19 protein-coding genes are annotated in these 18101 nt (G+C 53.3%); 13 read left to right on the top strand and 6 right to left on the bottom strand.

What is annotated here, in order from left to right; all coding sequences use genetic code 11:
- Entirely contained in the window at positions 1-1050 is a 1050-nt protein-coding gene (locus AC23NW_RS33370) for a sialidase family protein (RefSeq protein ID WP_138507211.1), read from the bottom strand.
- Positions 1051-1166: 116 nt separating this feature from the next.
- Here AC23NW_RS33370 and AC23NW_RS33365 point away from each other — a divergent pair, with 116 nt between their 5' ends.
- From AC23NW_RS33365 to AC23NW_RS33315, 11 genes are all read left to right on the top strand, one after another.
- Positions 1167-1511, top strand: coding sequence for a DUF6660 family protein (locus AC23NW_RS33365; RefSeq protein ID WP_487454986.1), 345 nt, complete (start codon positions 1167-1169; stop codon positions 1509-1511).
- Between the two features lie 109 nt (positions 1512-1620).
- Positions 1621-6033, top strand: coding sequence for a CusA/CzcA family heavy metal efflux RND transporter (locus tag AC23NW_RS33360; protein ID WP_487454985.1), 4413 nt, complete (start codon positions 1621-1623; stop codon positions 6031-6033).
- A 91-nt stretch (positions 6034-6124) separates the two neighbouring features.
- Entirely contained in the window at positions 6125-7360 is a 1236-nt protein-coding gene (locus tag AC23NW_RS33355) for an efflux RND transporter periplasmic adaptor subunit (protein WP_487454984.1), read from the top strand.
- Between the two features lie 9 nt (positions 7361-7369).
- On the top strand, positions 7370-7729 hold the full coding sequence (locus AC23NW_RS33350; protein WP_487454983.1) for a hypothetical protein: 360 nt from the start codon (positions 7370-7372) through the stop codon (positions 7727-7729).
- Between the two features lie 13 nt (positions 7730-7742).
- A complete protein-coding gene (locus AC23NW_RS33345) occupies positions 7743-8489 on the top strand; it encodes a ZIP family metal transporter (RefSeq protein WP_487454982.1) in 747 nt (248 codons plus the stop codon).
- A 24-nt stretch (positions 8490-8513) separates the two neighbouring features.
- On the top strand, positions 8514-9140 hold the full coding sequence (locus tag AC23NW_RS33340) for a hypothetical protein (RefSeq protein ID WP_487454981.1): 627 nt from the start codon (positions 8514-8516) through the stop codon (positions 9138-9140).
- Positions 9141-9146: 6 nt separating this feature from the next.
- A complete protein-coding gene (locus AC23NW_RS33335) occupies positions 9147-11144 on the top strand; it encodes a heavy metal translocating P-type ATPase (RefSeq protein WP_487454980.1) in 1998 nt (665 codons plus the stop codon).
- A gap of 25 nt (positions 11145-11169) precedes the next feature.
- A complete protein-coding gene (locus tag AC23NW_RS33330) occupies positions 11170-11598 on the top strand; it encodes a hypothetical protein (RefSeq protein ID WP_487454979.1) in 429 nt (142 codons plus the stop codon).
- 63 nt (positions 11599-11661) lie between these two features.
- Complete coding sequence (locus AC23NW_RS33325) at positions 11662-12186, top strand: hypothetical protein (RefSeq protein ID WP_487454978.1); 525 nt, start codon at positions 11662-11664, stop codon at positions 12184-12186.
- A 2-nt stretch (positions 12187-12188) separates the two neighbouring features.
- Positions 12189-12371 carry a hypothetical protein gene (locus AC23NW_RS33320; RefSeq protein ID WP_487454977.1) on the top strand — a complete coding sequence of 61 codons (183 nt, stop codon included), beginning with the start codon at positions 12189-12191 and terminating at the stop codon, positions 12369-12371.
- Positions 12372-12477: 106 nt separating this feature from the next.
- Positions 12478-12861, top strand: coding sequence for a four-helix bundle copper-binding protein (locus tag AC23NW_RS33315; RefSeq protein WP_487454976.1), 384 nt, complete (start codon positions 12478-12480; stop codon positions 12859-12861).
- Positions 12862-12896: 35 nt separating this feature from the next.
- Here the strand turns inward: AC23NW_RS33315 and AC23NW_RS33310 are convergent, their stop codons facing one another.
- From AC23NW_RS33310 to istA, 5 genes are all read right to left on the bottom strand, one after another.
- On the bottom strand, positions 12897-13286 hold the full coding sequence (locus AC23NW_RS33310; RefSeq protein ID WP_487454975.1) for a hypothetical protein: 390 nt from the start codon (positions 13284-13286) through the stop codon (positions 12897-12899).
- Positions 13287-13364: 78 nt separating this feature from the next.
- Complete coding sequence (locus AC23NW_RS33305; protein ID WP_487454974.1) at positions 13365-13739, bottom strand: hypothetical protein; 375 nt, start codon at positions 13737-13739, stop codon at positions 13365-13367.
- A 38-nt stretch (positions 13740-13777) separates the two neighbouring features.
- On the bottom strand, positions 13778-14440 hold the full coding sequence (locus AC23NW_RS33300; protein ID WP_487454973.1) for a hypothetical protein: 663 nt from the start codon (positions 14438-14440) through the stop codon (positions 13778-13780).
- Positions 14437-15381 (bottom strand): IS21-like element helper ATPase IstB, encoded by a 945-nt coding sequence (istB, locus tag AC23NW_RS33295; RefSeq protein ID WP_487454972.1) that lies wholly within the window; start codon positions 15379-15381, stop codon positions 14437-14439. Before istB ends, AC23NW_RS33300 begins: the two co-directional genes overlap by 4 nt.
- A 26-nt stretch (positions 15382-15407) precedes the next feature.
- The gene (gene istA / locus AC23NW_RS33290) at positions 15408-16946 is read right to left on the bottom strand and encodes an IS21 family transposase (RefSeq protein WP_487454971.1); all 1539 of its coding nucleotides are present in this window, start codon (positions 16944-16946) and stop codon (positions 15408-15410) included.
- Between the two features lie 316 nt (positions 16947-17262).
- Here istA and AC23NW_RS33285 point away from each other — a divergent pair, with 316 nt between their 5' ends.
- Both AC23NW_RS33285 and AC23NW_RS33280 read left to right on the top strand, forming a co-directional pair.
- On the top strand, positions 17263-17565 hold the full coding sequence (locus AC23NW_RS33285) for a transposase (protein ID WP_487454970.1): 303 nt from the start codon (positions 17263-17265) through the stop codon (positions 17563-17565).
- Positions 17562-17960 carry an IS3 family transposase gene (locus tag AC23NW_RS33280; protein WP_487454969.1) on the top strand — a complete coding sequence of 133 codons (399 nt, stop codon included), beginning with the start codon at positions 17562-17564 and terminating at the stop codon, positions 17958-17960. The genes AC23NW_RS33285 and AC23NW_RS33280 overlap by 4 nt, the downstream gene beginning before the upstream one ends.
- The last annotated feature ends 141 nt before the right edge of the window (positions 17961-18101 follow it).

Genomic DNA, 18101 nt, shown 5'->3' with positions numbered 1-18101 from the left:
TCAGAGATGTACTATTTTCATCATCACTTGTCCGTCGGCTTCCCAAACGCATATGGCTACCTGATCGGTCAGCGCGACGCTCGGTAGCTGGCCTTTGCCAAGGTTGATCGGATCATTTCCATTACGCTTTAGCCAAACTATACCCCCTTCATCCCAAACTACAGCAGTATCTGACGGGCCGGTTGCAGCCGTTATATTTCGACCTGTACCAATGGCTTGTTCGGCTTGACCCGGTTGGCAGGTAAACAAGGTATTTTCTCGTCGCCAGACAGTTAGTGGCTGACCTGATGGCGACAACGTCACCGCACCGCCATCCATTGGACATGCGTTTAGTTGCCAAGTTCCAGAACCAAGTTTTTGCGCCGGAGCAAAGGTCGCTCCGCCATCAGCCGAGTGGGCCAGGTACAAATCACGGGAGCCATTAAGCCAGTTTCGGAACTGGATATACACTTCATCTCCTATGGCGGCTATCGAGACTTTGCAGCATTCACAAACAGTTCCACTGGGTGAACGATACACTACCCGGTTTGCCGACCAAGTGAGCCCTCCATCGCGGGAAGTGGCCATTACAATTTTGTTCCGTTTGTCCTCCCGCAAATCGAGCCAGGTTGCATGAAATACCTCCGGCGACGCACTGGCTATCGACTGGAATCCTTCTTTGGCTACTTCCGGTACATCATTGATTTGCACGGTAGGAAACCACTTACCCGTTTGCCGGTCAAGCGAGTAGGCGAACAGATTACCCGCTCGATTGACAGCGGTGATGACAACGTATTTTTCAGTTACTGCTATCTGTGGCCCTCGTTTGGCCCCAGCGACTAATTGTGATAACGTCGCTACTGCAACCGGTGGGCTGAATTGATAGGATTGTTTGTCTGCGACGGCGTAGTAGATAGTTGAGTCCTGACCATAGACCAAATGCACTATTCCGTTTTCTTCGGATGTAACGACGGGAAGATGTCCCTTTGCAAAACATAAATCACTCTTAATAGCCTGACTGAAAACGCCAGAAAAACACAGTAGTAACAGAGCTGATAGTAGGTAGCGCATAAGTTTTGTCAGATACTTTGTTAATAAGCAGTCATTGCGGATATTTTAATAACATACTGATCAGGATTCCATTTTTGACTACCTGTTGCACAAACGTTTAGCATAACTTTGTAGCTGTGAAATGGTTGACAGTCATATTGTCCGTTTATCTCCTCGGTCTATCTCTCTGGCCCTGTGCAGATGAACCGCTGCTACCCGTTGGGCAGTCGGAGATAGCTATGATCCTGTCGGCTTCGACCACGGAGTCGGACGCGTCGCATCATCACGAGCATGATGCCTGTACCCCATTTTGTACCTGCGCCTGTTGTGCGGCTACCATTACGGTTGTTCCCCAATTCCACTACGTACCCACTCATTCGGTCGAAATCATACCGATTGCCGTAGCTGCTTTCAGCTCCGCTTCGGATCATCCGTTCGATCCGATAACGGCCATCTGGCAACCCCCTCAACTTCGGGTCTGAACACCCTCGCCGTTTGCGATGGACAGCTTTGCTATGCCCCAAAATGGCGTAGTTATGCGGTTTGCGCGCGTTCGGCATCTTCTTAGTACTCATTTGTTCAGACACGATCATGCTGGATCGCATCATTCGATTTTCTATTCAGAATAAGCTTATTATCGGGCTGTTCACCCTGGCACTCATCGTGTGGGGTGGCTATTCGCTGACCCGATTGCCCATTGATGCCTTACCCGACATCACCAATAATCAGGTGCAGGTCATCACCCAAAGCCCGGCGCTGTCGGCTCCCGACGTAGAACGGCTTATCAGCTTTCCCATTGAGCAAACAATGGCTACCCTGCCCGATCTGGTTGAGGTACGTTCTATTTCCCGCTTCGGCTTATCCGTCGTCACCATCGTTTTTCCCGATGCCGTGGACGTATTAACAGCCCGTCAACAAGTCTTTGAACGACTCCAACAAGCCCGCTCTCAGATACCGACCAACGCGGGTAACCCCGAATTGGCTCCTGTTACGACGGGTCTCGGCGAAATATACCAATACGTTATCCGGGCTAAACCCGGCTACGAAAAACGCTATCCGGCAATGGAACTACGCTCGATTCAGGATTGGATCGTTCGGCGGCAACTATTGGGAACCAAGGGCGTTGCCGACGTAAGTAGTTTCGGAGGACTGTTGAAACAGTACGAAGTAGCCGTTGATCCACAGCGGCTGAGGGCCGCAGGCGTAACGATGGACGAGTTGTTCACGGCCCTCGAACGCAACAACCAGAACGCGGGTGGGGCCTATATCGACCGCCGACCCAACGCCTACTTTATTCGCTCGGAAGGGCTGATCGGTACGCTACAGGACATCGGTAAAATCGTGGTGCGCCGAACAGATGAGGGCGTACCCGTGCTGATCCGCGACGTGGCCCAGGTGCAGCTTGGCTCGGCCATTCGCTACGGGGCCATGACGCGGAATGGAGGTTCCCGCAACGACGAAGGCGAAGTCGTCGGGGCCATTGTGATGATGCTCAAAGGAGCCAACTCGTCGGAGGTAATCGGCAACGTGAAAGAGCGTATTGAGCAGATTAAGAAATCCCTGCCCGAAGGCATCGAGATTCACGCCTTCTTAGACCGCACCCGACTGGTTAACCGCGCCATCGGTACCGTCGAACGCAACCTGATCGAAGGGGCCCTAATCGTCGTGTTCGTTCTGGTGCTGATGCTGGGCAACTGGCGGGCGGGGTTGGTTGTCGCGTCTGTCATTCCCTTATCTATGCTCTTTGCCGTTATTCTGATGAACCTCTTTGGCGTGTCGGGCAACCTGATGAGTTTGGGAGCCATCGACTTTGGGCTGATCGTGGACGGGGCCGTAATCATCGTCGAGGCCACCTTGCATCACATAGCCCTGAAAAAATTTCGGCATTCGCTCAGTCAGGACGAGATGGATGAGGAAGTCTATGAATCGGCCAGTCGTATCCGCTCGTCGGCAGCCTTCGGTGAAATTATCATTCTGATCGTGTATTTGCCCATTCTGGCCTTAGTCGGTATCGAAGGTAAAATGTTTCGCCCGATGGCGCAGACTGTCGCTTTTGCCATCGCCGGGGCCTTTATTCTGTCCCTGACCTATGTGCCGATGGTGTCTGCCCTGCTCTTAAGCAAAAAGCCCGTGCGCGGAGGTACGCGAACCATTTCCGACCGGATTATGGCCTTTTTTCATCGACTCTATGATCCGGCTATTCGGTGGACGCTAAACCGCAAAGGTATCGTCGTCGGGTTGTCGGTCGCCTTGTTCGCTGTTTCCTTGTTTGTCTTTAGTCGGTTAGGTGGCGAGTTTATCCCGCAATTAGACGAAGGCGATTTTGCGGTAGAAACCCGCGTAATGACCGGATCTTCGCTGGCCCAGACTATTGAGGCTTCTCAGCAGGCTGGCGCATTGCTTAAAAAAGAATTTCCGGAGGTCATCGAAGTAGTCGGCAAAATCGGTGCCGGCGAAATTCCTACCGATCCAATGCCCATCGAAGCGGCTGATATGATGGTGATTCTGAAAGACCGTAAAGAATGGACTTCAGCAACAAGCCGCGAAGAGTTAGCAGAGAAGATGCAGTCAACCTTAGAACAGATTCCGGGCGTGAGTTTCGGGTTTCTACAACCGATTCAGATGCGCTTTAGTGAACTGATGACGGGCGTGAAGCAGGACGTAGCGGTGAAGCTCTACGGCGAGGATTTGGGTATTCTGGCTGACTATGCCGCCCGAATTGGGCGGGTGGCGGGTACCGTACCGGGCGCAACTGACCTCTACGTCGAGCAGGTATCAGGTTTGTCGCAGATTGTGGTCAAATTTGACCGCGATGCCCTGGCCCGCTTCGGTTTGAGCATCGAAGAAGCGAACCGTTATTTACAGGCGGCCTTCGCTGGAGCCTCGGCAGGATTGGTGTACGAAGGTGAACGACGCTATGATTTGGTAGTCCGTTTGCAACAGCAAAGCCGCCAACGGCTCGAAGACGTACAGAATCTGTTAGTCTCTACTGTCAATGGTCAAGCAGTGCCGTTAGGTCAGATTGCGGAGGTTTCGTTTCAGAACAGTGTCAATCAGATTCAGCGCGAGAACGCCCAACGGCGCATCACGGTGGCGTTTAACGTGCGCGAACGCGACGTAGAAAGTGTTGTACGCGAGTTGCAGCAGAAATTAGACAGCCAGGTGAAGTTACCCCCCGGTTACTACCTGACCTACGGTGGGCAGTTCCAGAATTTAGAGGAAGCCAAAGACCGCCTAACTATCGCCGTACCGGTTGCCTTGGGGCTGATTTTTCTCCTGTTGTTCTTTACGTTCGGCTCAGTTCGGCAGAGCCTGTTGATCTTCTCCGCCATTCCGCTTTCGGCCATTGGGGGTGTATTTGCGCTCTGGCTCCGGGGGATGCCGTTTAGTATTTCGGCGGGAGTAGGCTTCATTGCCCTGTTTGGTGTTGCGGTGTTGAACGGTATCGTGCTAATTGGCGAGTTCAACCACCTTAAAGCGGAGGGCTTAACTGATTTGAGGAAGATCATTTTGCAAGGCACGGCTACCCGGCTTCGCCCTGTCATGATGACCGCGCTGGTAGCCTCATTAGGCTTTTTACCGATGGCTTTAGCCACTACCGCCGGAGCCGAAGTGCAACGGCCATTGGCTACAGTGGTCATCGGTGGGCTGGTATCGGCTACGCTGCTAACACTGTTGGTACTGCCCTGTCTGTACTGGTGGGAACAAACTCGTTTCGGGGCAAAGAAATCTGTTGTCACGGCCAGGCCCGTCGAAAAGTTAGCTGGTTGGTTGCTAATTACCGGTTTGTCGGCTGGCGCAGGTACTATCGCGCAGGCGCAAACGCCGACAACCGGCCCGCTGACGCTCGATGCTGCCCTGAACCAAGCATTGACCAACAACGGGTCGAGCCGGGTAAGCAGTCTGAACATTGCCATCCAACAGTCGGGTCGGCGCACGGCCCGCGAGATTGGCCGTACCGACGTATCGTTGGTGAGCGGTCAGTATAATTCTCTCCAGTGGGACAACAATCTCACCATCTCTCAGAGCATCCCGAATGGCAAGCTGATTCGGGAGTTGGAACGGCTTGCCGATGCCAATATCCGGGGAGGTGAATTACAGGCCAGATTGACCCAAACGGAGTTGCGGACGCGGGTGAAAGGGACATACTTAGAATTGACGTACCTGACCGAACGGCTAAAACTATTGGCCCGGCAGGATAGCTTGTTGTTGGCCTTTCGGCGGGCCACCGAAGTGCGGCAGCGCACCGGCGAAGGCACCGCGCTCGAAGTGGCCACCGCCGACAACCTGATCGGCGAGGTACGTAACCAATTAGCCCTGACCGAAGCCGACCGGCAGATTGCCCTGATGGGCCTGCAAACGCTGCTTAACACGACAAGTCCGTTAACACTCCCGACTAACCCGCTGGCTCGTCGTCCATTACCGCTACTGGCGGATTCGGCCTTAGCGCAGAATCCGACGTTGGCCCTGCTTCGGCAGCAGACATCAATTGCTGAAGGGCAGATCGCTGTCGAACAGGCCCGTTTACGGCCCGATTATTCGGTGGGCTATTTCAATCAGTCGCTGATCGGTACGCAGAACATCGACGGGCAAGACCGGTATTTTGGTGGGGGAAAGCGATTCCAGGGAGTGCAGTTGGGCGTGTCGATTCCGCTGTTCCAGAAAGCCCAACGCGCCCGCATCGAATCGGCCCGGTTGGGGCAGCAGTTAGCTGAAGCATCACTGGCCTTCAACCAACGGAATCTGCAAGGCAATTTGGCCGCAGCCGTGCAGGAAGTGCGTAAGCAGCAAGCCAGTCTGAGCTATTATGAGCAGACCGGCTTGCCCGTCGCCCGCCGATTGGCTGAGGGAGCCGAAAAAGCATTTCGGGCCGGTGAAGCGGGTTATCTGGAATACAGCCAGGCACTGACACGGGCCTATCAGACCCAGACGGGCTATTTGGACACGATCAATCAATACAATCAGGCGGTCGTTGCCCTGGAGCAACTATTAGGATTGCCGTAACCTCACTGAATCAATGGTTTATAAATCAAAAATAGTTTCTGTGGCTCTATTGGTCGGCTTGTTGCCGTTGGCCAACGCCTGTAAGAACGATATGCCAGCCCAAACGGGTGAGAAAATCGAGCAAGGCGACCCGGAAGCTCATCATGAAGAAGGTCCGGCTGATGTCGTTGAATTAACCGACGATCAGCTACGCATTGCCGCCGTTCAATTAGGCAGCGTCGAATACCGCAACCTCGGCCAGATTCTACAGGTTAATGGTCGGTTGGCCGTACCTGCCCAAAGCCAAGTGAACATCACCGCCCTGCAAGGTGGTTTCGTGCGGGCCATTCCACTGCTGCCCGGTCAGCCGGTGCGAAAGGGGCAGGTATTGGCCCGCATCGAAAATCCTGACCTCATCGGTGTGCAACAGGAGTACGCCGAAACGCACAGCCGCCTGACGTACTTAGAAGCGGAGTTTGCCCGGCAACAGGAACTAAGCCGGGAGAACGTCAGTGCATTGAAGGTGTTGCAGCAAACAACCGCCGATTTGAAGGCGACCCGCGCCCGTGTGACAGGACTCGCGCAACGGATTCGGTTAGTTGGCCTATCTCCCCAGGCAGCATTGGATGGTAAATTCAGTGCCACCTATGTCATTACGGCACCCGTGGCCGGTGTGGTCACGGACATCCCCGCTACGTCGGGGCAGTTCGTGCAGCCCGCCGACGTGATCGCCAGGCTCACCAGCAGCCAGGGTTTATACGCGGAACTAACGGTATTCGAGAAGGATTTGCCCCAGTTGCGGGAAGGTCAGCGGGTAAGCATTCTGTTGAATAACGAGGCAGGACGGGAACGGTTGGGCCGCATTAGCTACATCAACCGGGCTATCGACGCGGATCGTTCGGTGCGGGTCGTTGCCCGGCTCGACAAACCTGACGCTCGGTTAACCCCGAATACGTTTCTGAAAGCGGGCTTAGACGTAGGCAATAGCCGGGTAACGGCCCTGCCCGAAGGGGCTATCGTATCCGCCGAAGGTAAGGATTACATCTTTGTGCAGACCGACGAACGAGCACCGGAACATCATGACGGTCCAGCGACCCGGCACCAAGAGGGCGAAGCCGAAGATTCAAAAGAGGAAGAACACAGCCACAAAGCAGGCGAAAAAGAACAGCATGGTACGGCCTTCAAGCAAATACCCGTGCGTCGGGGTGTGACTGAAGGCGGCTATTCGCAGGTGACGTTGCCGGAAAGTCTTGACGTAACGAAAACACGGGTTGTAGTGAAAGGAGCCTACGCGCTGTTGTCGCAGCTCAAAGCGGCCAGTGGGGAAGAGGAAGGACACGCACATTAAACAGGATAAATGATGGATTCAGTTTTGTTCACCTCAGAAAATAATCGGCTCCAACTGCATAACCGCGATGGCGTTTCGTCGGTACGAGTCGATAGGCTCATGTCAGAAACAGATAAGCCATTTGACAATTATCCGGGGTTAGCTTTGGCGGTTAGCGATGAGGCCAATTTGGCATTGTGGAGCGAGGAGCTGTCGCCCTACATCAACCCGAATAACCGCTGCGAGACCATCATTGGAAAGACGTTTGCCGTTTGGGAAAGCCTGATGATTGGTGTCGGTCCTGTTGGGGCAATAACTCAGCCGTTCCCCTTGGACTTTTGCATTCGGTTGTACTATACCGTCAATCCACCGGATACCGAACCAGCTTAAAACGAATCAGGTAATGACCCCACTTTTCGACCAGATTATTCGCTATGCACTGCTACCGACGATTGCGCTGGCGGGCGGTGGATTGTTGGCGTTGGTAATACGGTTTGGGGTTCAGGCCCGCTCGGCCATCCTGCATTTTGCCGCTGGAGTCGTTTTTTCGGTCGTTGCAGTCGAAATCTTGCCCGATGTCGTTCGGCTACATGATCCGGGGTTGACCGTGCTGGGCTTCAGTATGGGTATCGGGCTGATGCTGTTGATTCGGCGGTTCACGGAAGCCGGGCCAGATAAGGATGAATCAGGCCCGGTTCAATCAGCAAAGATACCCCATTTACCCCTTTCGTTGTTACTGGCTATTGGGGTGGATTTATTCATTGACGGGCTGCTGCTCGGCATTGGATTCGCAGCCGGAGCCAAAGAAGGTGTATTGCTGGCGTTTGCCTTGGCAATTGAGGTACTGTCGCTGGGACTGGCTACTGCTACTTCGTTGACGGACGACGGAATTGCCCGTTCTCGGATTATCGGGTTGCTAATAAGTATGTCGGTGCTGTTCTTTCTCAGCACTGTGATTGGCGCAACGCTCCTACACAACCTGCCAGAAACAGGTCTGGACATGGTGTTGTCGTTTGGGTTAGCCGCGCTGCTGTTTTTGGTAACGGAAGAACTGTTAGTGGAAGCACACGAGGGGCCGGAAAAGCCGTGGCTAACCGCTACGTTCTTTGCAGGCTTTTTGTTGTTTCTAATACTTGGCATGGTCAGTTAGCTGACTGTTGAATGAACGTGGATCATGAACGCAATACTATACGGTAGTCTGACCCTGAGCCTGCTCCATGCGCTGATACCCAGCCATTGGCTCCCTTTCGTCACTATCGGGCAAACCGAACGCTGGAGTTTGAGGCAGACGCTGACGGTCACGGCCATCGCGGGGCTGGCTCATACGATCAGCACTACATTGTTGGGCATACTGGTTAGTCTCGCGGGTTGGCAGTTGGCTGAAAATTACCACGATCTGTCGGAGCGGGCGATACCCCTTTTGTTACTGGCATTAGGGCTGTGGTATCTGATGCAACATCTGCGCCATCGTCATGTGCATGTCCACATTGATGCAGGGACTGTGCGTAAGGCACGCTCATTTTCGGCCCTTCTTCTATCGTTGGGGCTGGCTATGTTTCTATCGCCCTGTCTGGAAATCGAAGCGTACTTCCTCAGCGCGGGCGCGAAGGGGTGGGGGGCGGTAGTACTCGTTGCCCTGATCTACAACGTCATCACCCTGTCGGGAATGCTGTTGATGGTAACGCTCGGACGACGGGGTTTGCAACGAGTCAACCCACACTGGTTCGAGCATAACGAAAATCTGATTACCGGCCTGACGCTCGTCGGCCTGGCAGTACTGAATCTTTTTATTGAATTCTAAGATACTATGGCAGACGATCATAACCACGAAGAGGACGATCACACCCACGACGACGTGGACGTAATCGAAGCGGGTACGACCCCGGCAGCAACAGCGGCTGAAAAAAAAGATCCCCAGCAAACTTGGCGCACCTACGCCCCTGCCGTCATTAGCTTACTATTATTGCTGGGCGGTATTGCCTTTGACTCCTACAAAGTCGCCTGGTTCAAAGACCCAATACGGCTTATCTGGTACGTGGTGGCATATTTGCCGGTTGGGTGGCCGGTACTGCGTCGGGCGTGGAGTAGCATTCGCCGGGGCGATGTGTTCACGGAATTTTTCCTAATGGGCGTGGCCACCCTCGGCGCGTTCGCCATTCGGGAATATCCCGAAGGCGTGGCTGTCATGCTCTTCTACACCATCGGTGAGTTGTTTCAGGATGCGGCCGTGCTGCGGGCGCGTCGGTCGATCAAAGCCTTGTTGGACGTGCGGCCTGACGAAGTAACGGTGATGCGAAATGGTCAGCCCCAGACGGTGCAGGCGGCTACGGTTGCGGTGGGTGATGTTGTGCAAATCAAGCCGGGCGAAAAAGTCGGATTAGATGGCACGATGCGTTCAGAGACTGGAACGTTCGATACGGCGGCTCTGACGGGCGAGAGCGTTCCGCGCACCATCGAGAAAGGGGAAGCGGTGTTGGCGGGTATGATAAATCGACAGTCACTGGTAGAGATGGACGTAACGACTCTCTATCAGGATTCCAAACTATCGCGCATTCTGAAATTGGTGCAACAGGCAACGGGGCGCAAGGCGCAGACTCAGGAGTTCATTGCCCGGTTCGCCAAGATTTACACGCCGATCATTTGTTTGCTGGCCGTCCTGATTACGGTCGTGCCGTACTTCTTCGTGGCCGACTACCGCTTTGCTGACTGGCTGTACCGGGGATTAGTGTTCCTGGTGATTGGTTGCCCCTGTGCGCTGGTTATCTCTATTCCGTTGGGTTATTTCGGTGGTATCGGGGCAGGATCGCGGCAGGGTATTCTGTTCAAAGGCTCGGTCTTCTTAGACCTGATGACTCAACTCAAAACAGTTGTCATGGACAAGACCGGTACACTAACCAAAGGGGTTTTTAAGGTGCAGGAAGTCAAGCCCATTGGCATCGACGGGACGGAGTTGGCCCGGCTAACAGCCGCGCTCGAAAGCAAATCGACCCACCCGGTAGCTACGGCAGTGATTGAATACGCCCGTGTGAACGGCAAGGGAAAGGGCTACGAAACCGTTTCGGTGGAAAGTGTTGAGGAGATTGCCGGGCATGGTCTTAAAGGCCGGGTAGAAGGGAAAGAAATGCTGGCGGGCAATGCCAAGCTGCTTCGCAAGTTTAACGTGTCGTTCGATGAAGCTCTGACTCAGATTTCCTACACGATTGTTATGACGGCCATCGACGGGAAATTTGCGGGGTACTTTACCATCGCCGACGAGGTGAAACCTGACGCAGCCGATGCTGTTAAGCGACTCCAGAAAGAAGGCATCCGTACCGTCATGCTGTCGGGCGATAAGTCGGCCGTTGTCGAGATCGTGGCCAAACAGGTCGGCATTGATGAGTGGCATGGCGATTTGTTGCCCGAAGACAAAGTCGCGCAGGTAGAACGGCTCAAAGCGGATTTGGCTGACAACCCTAAAGCGAAGCTGGCCTTCGTCGGCGACGGAGTCAACGACGCGCCGGTCGTGGCATTGGCCGACGTAGGTATGGCAATGGGCGGCTTAGGCTCGGATGCTACTATCGAAACCGCCGATGTTATCATTCAGAACGATGAACCCTCGAAGATTGCAATGGCGGTAGAAATTGGCCGGGCCACGCGCCGGATTGTCTGGCAGAACATCACTCTGTCATTAGTGGTCAAAGCTATTGTGCTCGTGTTAGGGGCTGGTGGCCTGGCTACGATGTGGGAAGCGGTCTTCGCCGACGTAGGCGTGGCGTTGCTGGCGATTCTGAACGCCGTTCGGGTGCAGAATTTGAAATTCGACTGATAAAAAATTGTTCACTGACAAAAACATGAAACTGTACTTTTTTACCGGTCTAACATGGTTAGTCTCACTGGCTTGCTGGGCGCAGGCAAAACCAACAAAAGCAATGGAAGTCGAATTGAAGCAGAAAATCGCGCTGGCCTGCAAACTTACTGACCGCGAACAGATTAAGCGAATGAATCAGTTGCACCAAACGCTGTTCATGAAAGTAACCCGAACCGTTGAACATCCAAACAGCTATGAATTGATCTTTGACCAGTCAGACGATGCAACGCTTGCGGACCTGGCTGAATTTATCAAGTTCGAGCGGCAGTGCTGCCCCTGGCTGGTCTTCCACCTGACATTTCAACCCGAACAAGGTCCCATATCGTTGGAAATGGGTAATTCGGCGGAAACCAAGCAAATGGTATATCTGGTCATGGAGCTTGATAAACTTCGCCCACCGGCTTCCCGATGAGTAAACAGTTCCGCTGGAAACATCCGATACGGCTCAACTTTCAACTAATAAACAATTCATAACATGACACGTATACTTTCTTTATCTCTATTACTCCTGTTTCCCCTGCTAACGCAGGCCCATAGCTACTGGCTCGAACTCAAAGGTTCCGGCAAAGTTGGCGAGCCGATGATGGTGCAATGCTATTTCGGCGAACTCGAAAACGGCCTGCGCGAAAAAGGCTCTGCCCTGAACGGCATCAAATTGTTCACGGCATCGGTGCTGTTGCCCGACGGTACTACAGAGCCGCTTAGTCTATCTTTTGCCGAGAACTGCTATCAGGCGCAGTTTACGCCCAACCAGGCGGGAACATACCAGGTGCTTTTGGTCAACGATACCCGTGCCGTTCAGGATTGGACGAAGCATAATCTTGGCATCGTTCGTCCCCGTGAATACCTGCGGGCCATCTGTCAGGTCGGTGGCGGAACGCTGTCGGCCAAACCTGTTTTTTATCTGGATGCAACCCCGCAAAGTAAGCCAGCAGCGGGTAAGGCAGCGACTGTTCTGATTACAATGGTGCCGCCTACGCCAACGCCCCGGTCAAACTGATAATGCCCAATGGTAAGCAGAGCAAGCTAACCGCCGATGCCAACGGAATCTTGACGCTGACCCCGACCGGAGCGGGGCAGTACGTCGTGGACGTGGACTTCATGGATAAAACGCCGGGTAAGTACCAGGAAAAAGAGTACCAGGCGATTCGTAACAAGATGGCTCTAACGTTGACATTGCTTTAGATGCCTCAGATGCTAACTTTTACTAACTCTTTCATCGGACGACAGTTAAGTTAGGAAACAAAACCTTAACGACGATGCACCAACATAAAGATGCTGCTAATGACAAGTGCATCGCAAGTTGTCATTTTCCGAAGGCGTGTGTACACGCATCCGTTCTCAGGATGACCAGCTCGTCCAAACCCTGATTGATTGCGCCCGCGCTTGTGAGTACTGCGCGACGGCCTGCCTACAAGAAGCCGAGGTGCAGATGATGACCCGTTGCATTGCCCTCGACCGCGATTGCTCCGACATCTGCTTTCAGGGTGCCCGATTACTGGAGCGAAATGCTGAAATTGGGCATCAGTTCTTGGTCATCTGCGAAGAGATGTGCCGGATGTGCGCGGATGAATGTGGTAAACATGAGCATGACCACTGCCGCGAATGCGCCGAGGCTTGCCGTAAATGTGCCGATGCCTGCCATCAGCACCACGAAAAAATCACTCAGACGTAGATCAATGTGCAGCCAGGGTAACACCCTGTTTTGAATCAGCGTAGATTGTGCCTGCCGACAACACCCGCTAACAGTCGGTCATTCTGTAGTTTAGGTAAAATTGCACTCTCGCTGACAGGGGCACGGTGAATCTCATCACCGTAGTGGTTGTAGAGGACGAAGGTGCTTTGTGTGGCTCTTGGTATGATCAGGTAGAGGACGAAGACTTCCTGTCGTTCGTAGCGGGCCTGATGCATTTTCCAGCCACCACGAGCCGCGTAAGAACGAACGTCGGCGATCAAGTCACTGAGCCAGCGTAATTGCTCGACCGGACGTTCGCACCAGTGTGAAGATGGTCGAACCCGCAATTGCTGACAAGTCACCAGGCACAAGGCTATTGAGCCAACTGTAGCAACTAATAAACGTTTGGAATAAAGGCCAGCCATTAGAAATAGCCGTTATAATTAGACAGTCATCAGTATATTAAGTGTATATATCAAGTTGCGGGAGGCCAATATAGGGTGTCATCGCGCAGTCATAGATCGTCCTGGATGTTCCGCTAAAAGCCGGTCGTTGATTAGGGTGGATACCCAAATCGAGTCGGCTCCCTCACCCCGTCCGATCAGTTCGCCGTAGTGGTTGTAAAGCAGAAACCCCCGGCTCCGGCCACAGTAGCGGCATAGATGCAGGACAAATACTTCCTGACCCTGATATTGGGCTTGATGTACTTCCCAACCGTAGTGATAGGTAGGCCACGATTGGGCGTTTTGAATCATTTGATTCAGCCATCGTAGCTTACGAACGGGCTGTTCGCACCAATGCTGATTAATCGGCGGGAGGCCACCCCGACGAGGTTGAATCGCCAGCAGGCCCAGGCTGAGAAGTAGTAGGAGTTTCACGCAGGTAATGTTTAGGAATAGTCATAGGGTTACTCAGGTTAGAACTTGATCACGATCATGGCCGCTGCGAAAGCCCCGAAGGTCGTGTAGGCAGCGGCCCGGTGATAGGGCTTCAACTCGTAGTTATGCTGGATCTGTTTCGCCAGAATATTTGTGGCAATCATTCCTGTCAGGTGAACGATGGCTAAATACTTGTGTAATTTGATGGAGTTAAGCCCTCGTTGCCGTTTCCCTAAAATCGGGGGTGGGGCCGTTAACGATAGCAGTGCGGTGGTAGCGTAGCTAATGTTGACCGCCGTGCCAACGGCTTCGTGCGCGTTCCGCAGCCGCGTATAACGGGCACCCTCAGCATTATAGAGGTTAGCTCCCAAAATACCTTGAGCGATAAAGCCAGCCAGCGTCACAAAGCCCAATACCTGATGGCTTACCAGCATCGTGCGTCGTACTTTCAATTCTCTCTGCCGACTTTCAGTATTTAGCGGAGCCAGGCCCGTCAGCCTTAACAAGCCCTTTTCACCCCAAAAAGCCCGTTGAGTAAATACCATCCGTTCCGGTAGCAGTGGTTGAGTGGTGGACGAACTGTCGAATAATTCCGTCAGCAAACTATCAGCGGCCGTAGGTGCCACTACCCGCGTTGTATCCTGCGCGTACAGTGGCCCGGCCAGCAGGAGGTACAATGCCCCCCAAAGCAATATTTTCATACCAGAAAGTGGCTTACCAGACTAAATCGGTGAGCCTGACAGGGTTTAGAAATAAGTCGAAAAGCCAAACTGGAAGCCAGCGGTGCGGGCGGGTATATATTCCGGCAATCGAAGGCCACGCATTTCGGCAATATCAGGCCACTGTGGATAAGTGCAAAAGGAACGATACAAAGGTACAGGCTATACTGATTTTTCTTTCCGCGCGGCGGCCGCCCTTTTGTTTGTTTTCGCTGAGACTCACCCTTCAACTCAATGCGGTGAGCTTGATGTAACAACCGGTCCAGGAAGGCATCGGCGATCGTTGGTTCTGCCAGATAGTCATACCACTGGGCAACAGGTAGTTGGGAGGTTATGATCGTTGAGTGACGACCATATCGGTCCTCCATGATCTGTAACAGAGCCAGTTTAGCCTCCATGTCCAGCGGGGCCAGTCCCCAGTCATCCAGGATTAGCACGTGTAGCCGCTCCAGACGGGCCAGCTCCTTAACAAACGAACCGTCGGCACGGGCCAGATGCAGTGCCTGAATCAGTTTCGGCAAGGCGAAGTAGCCTACTCTGAACCCTTTCAGACAGGCCTGATAGCCGAAAGCGGTCGCTAGATAACTCTTACCACAGCCCGTTGCACCGGTTAACAACAGATTCTCGCCCCTCTGTACGAATGACAGATCAGCCAGCCTCAGGATCAGGCTTTTATCCAGCTGTCGTTCCGGTGTGTAACGGATTTCTTCGAGCGAGGCCTGGTAGCGGAAACGGGCCTGCTGTACAGCCAGTTGTGTGCGCCGGTGATGGCGATATTCCCACTCTGCGTCCAGCAGGCGTGCCAGCAGTTGTTCCTGCGGAGGCCATTGATGGACCGGTAACCCGGTCAGCGTTTGCCATAGAGTCGCCATTCCGGTGAGTTTGAGCGCATTCAAGCGGTCGAGTGTTGCCTGATTATTCACTTTTGATCGTTGGTTTTAGTATTAACTTATTGATATGCAGCCGCTCCCCGTATGTTCTCGTGAGCCGGTATAGTCGTTGTCGTGGCTTGTGGCAGGGGGAGCCGGTCAAGTTCACTATCCAGGATGCCGCGGATGATTTTGTAGGATACACTCCCATAGTACAGTGCCCGTTCACAGGCTTTTTCCAGCCGGTCAGGTTCCGCTTTTTTCACCAGCGACAGAATACCCGCACAGGAGCGGTAGACTTGTTGGGGATAGGCATTGACAGGAGCATCCAGCCGTTTGAGTACTTGTTCAATGGCGCTCCTCATCCATGGACCGGTTTCCTGTGCCTGCTGGCGGAAAAAGTCGGCTGACCACTCGCGGACCCACTGTTGCTGAGCAGGCAAATGGGCGGGCAAGGTCGAATACCCGTGAGCCAGACGGCAGCGTGCATGAAACGCAATCCGCTCATGCTGATGGTATATCTCAACAGTATGATGGGTATATACCAGCTTAACCTGCTGGCCAACAACCCGGTAAGGTACACTATAGTAGTGCTTGTCGGGTTGTAGCAGTACATGGCAGTTGAACTGAACTTTCGCCAGACGATACTCCTTCAGTTCGTACCCCTCAGTTGGCAGCGGTCGTAACTGAGCCGCTTCCACGGTCTCGAACCGCTGTCGCCGGCTGTAGGTTTTGCCCTGAAACAGGTGTTGATTATGCGCTTCAACCAGGAGCATAATCTGCTGGTTAAGCTCCTGGAGGCTGTGAAACGACCTATCCTGAAGTACGGTGTACACCCGCTGATAGAGGATATTCACTGCCCCTTCTACTAAAGCCTTGTCACGGGGCTTACGGCTGCGGGCCGGGTAGATGCATGTGCCGTAGTGCGCTGCAAAATCCTGAATCGTCTCATTCAGCTCAGGCTCGTAGCGGTTGGCAGTTTGTACCGCAGCCTTCAGATTATCAGGGACGATAGCAGCTGGCACTCCACCCATAAACGCCAGGGCATTGCCCAGTCCCGCCAGAAAGTCTGCTTTCCGCTGACTGTTCATGGCCATGGCATACGTCAGCTGGCTGCACCCTAATATAGCTACGAAAAACTCATAGGTAACCGGCTGTTCAGTGGTTGTATCCATCACTGTCAGCTTTTTACCGGCAAAGTCAACGAAGAGTTTGTCGCCGGCTTTATGTTCGACGTGCATTACTGTTCGTTGAGTCTGACGCCACTGTTTATAGCGCAGACAAAACTGGGTATACTGAAGCCCCTCGGGATTATGCTGCTTGTAAAGCGACCAAAGCTGAAACCGGGTTACTCCGGGCTTACTGAGCTGAATATCAAAGTCGGTGAAACGCTCATACAGATCACCGATACGATCAGCTTTTGGTGCCAGCGGCTGAGTGAATAACCGGTGGAGCTGGTCATCCTGCCAGCTGAGAGCCTGCTCCAGCGAGTCAAAATGGCTCTCAATAGTCGCCAGATATTGATCAACTGTTGAACGGGCTAAGGCTAATGTGGCCGCAATGGCCCGCTTGCTGTAGCCTTGCTGACGGAGTTGGAGAATACGTCGGATCTGATACATGGGTAAGCGTTGGTTAGCCATAGTTGCTCTGCGGGTCAGGGAAAATCTGACTCACAGCCAAACTACGGGCCTTCTTACACTTATCCACAGCTGGCCTGATATAGCCGTAATGCATGGCTTGTCATCGCCGTATTAACTGGCCTGCTTTAGGCCGGAATACTCAATAAACAGGATAGCTGGGTTACCGTTATTATTATGCAGGTCATTCCGGAGTTTCAGCGCTTAACTTTTATCATCAGTGGCTTAGTTGGTGTATGGTGCGCCCCAAAATTAGGACCACTTGCTAAGTTGGATAACGGGCTAACTTTAGACCCGTATGAAAGGCAAAACCAAACGCAAATTCACCGCCGACTTCAAGCTCAAGGTGGTCCTCGAAGTCCTCAAAGAAAAGGATACGCTGGCTGTCATTAGCAAGCGGCATGAGTTGCATCCTAACCAGATCAGCGACTGGAAGAAGCAGTTTCTGGAAGCGGCCCCCAGCCTGTTTGAGCCCCCCCCTAAGCCGGCTGTTGCTTCCACCGAACCCGACGCAGCCCTGCTTTATGAGCAGATTGGACGGCTACAAATGGAGTTGACCTTCTTTAAAAAAAACAGGGCCGCCTGGCGGTTGCCGCTATGAGCCTGAATCAACGTCGTGCCTTGGTTGATCCAGCCGCCGAAGCGAGCCTTCGGCAACAATGCCGGTGGATGGGTTTGCACCGATCAACCTACTACTACCAGCCTGCCAAGGCTTCGGCTGAAGACCTTTTGCTGATGCGGTTACTGGATGAGCAATACTTGCTGACTCCCCAATACGGTTATCGGAAGATGCAGCGGGTGTTGGCTCAGGCTGGTTATCAGGTCAACCATAAAAGGGTGCGTAGACTAATGCAAGTGATTGGTATAGAGGCTCTTTATGCCAAACCTAACACCTCAAAGCCCGGTGCAGGCCATCGAATTTACCCCTATCTGCTCCGGGGGTTGGTGATTGACCGGGTGCATCAGGTCTGGGCCACTGACATCAGTGCGCCATGAAGACGCAGTTTTTTTTTGAAGACTGCGTTGGCTGATTTTTGACCGGCAGTTGTAATACTGTCCTCCCCAACCAGGGAAGTTGGGGTGAAGGGGGCTGCAAAGCTCGCTGGGTGCTGCCAAGCGGGTGTCATAAGCAGAGCA

Source organism: Arsenicibacter sp. R0_47 (assembly GCF_057652235.1).
The sequence above is the reverse complement of the archived record's forward strand: the minus strand, read 5'-3'. Positions and strand labels throughout refer to the sequence as shown.

Coding starts and splice junctions, on each gene's coding strand:
- AC23NW_RS33350 (WP_487454983.1), top strand. CDS start 7,370: ATGATGGATTCAGTTTTGTTCACCTCAGAAAATAATCGGCTCCAACTG.
- AC23NW_RS33340 (WP_487454981.1), top strand. CDS start 8,514: ATGAACGCAATACTATACGGTAGTCTGACCCTGAGCCTGCTCCATGCG.
- AC23NW_RS33310 (WP_487454975.1), bottom strand. CDS start 13,286: ATGGCTGGCCTTTATTCCAAACGTTTATTAGTTGCTACAGTTGGCTCA.
- istA (WP_487454971.1), bottom strand. CDS start 16,946: ATGTATCAGATCCGACGTATTCTCCAACTCCGTCAGCAAGGCTACAGC.
- AC23NW_RS33370 (WP_138507211.1), bottom strand. CDS start 1,050: ATGCGCTACCTACTATCAGCTCTGTTACTACTGTGTTTTTCTGGCGTT.
- AC23NW_RS33360 (WP_487454985.1), top strand. CDS start 1,621: ATGCTGGATCGCATCATTCGATTTTCTATTCAGAATAAGCTTATTATC.
- AC23NW_RS33325 (WP_487454978.1), top strand. CDS start 11,662: ATGACACGTATACTTTCTTTATCTCTATTACTCCTGTTTCCCCTGCTA.
- AC23NW_RS33335 (WP_487454980.1), top strand. CDS start 9,147: ATGGCAGACGATCATAACCACGAAGAGGACGATCACACCCACGACGAC.
- AC23NW_RS33280 (WP_487454969.1), top strand. CDS start 17,562: ATGAGCCTGAATCAACGTCGTGCCTTGGTTGATCCAGCCGCCGAAGCG.
- AC23NW_RS33330 (WP_487454979.1), top strand. CDS start 11,170: ATGAAACTGTACTTTTTTACCGGTCTAACATGGTTAGTCTCACTGGCT.
- AC23NW_RS33285 (WP_487454970.1), top strand. CDS start 17,263: ATGAAAGGCAAAACCAAACGCAAATTCACCGCCGACTTCAAGCTCAAG.
- AC23NW_RS33355 (WP_487454984.1), top strand. CDS start 6,125: ATGCCAGCCCAAACGGGTGAGAAAATCGAGCAAGGCGACCCGGAAGCT.
- AC23NW_RS33300 (WP_487454973.1), bottom strand. CDS start 14,440: ATGAAAATATTGCTTTGGGGGGCATTGTACCTCCTGCTGGCCGGGCCA.
- AC23NW_RS33345 (WP_487454982.1), top strand. CDS start 7,743: ATGACCCCACTTTTCGACCAGATTATTCGCTATGCACTGCTACCGACG.
- AC23NW_RS33320 (WP_487454977.1), top strand. CDS start 12,189: ATGCCCAATGGTAAGCAGAGCAAGCTAACCGCCGATGCCAACGGAATC.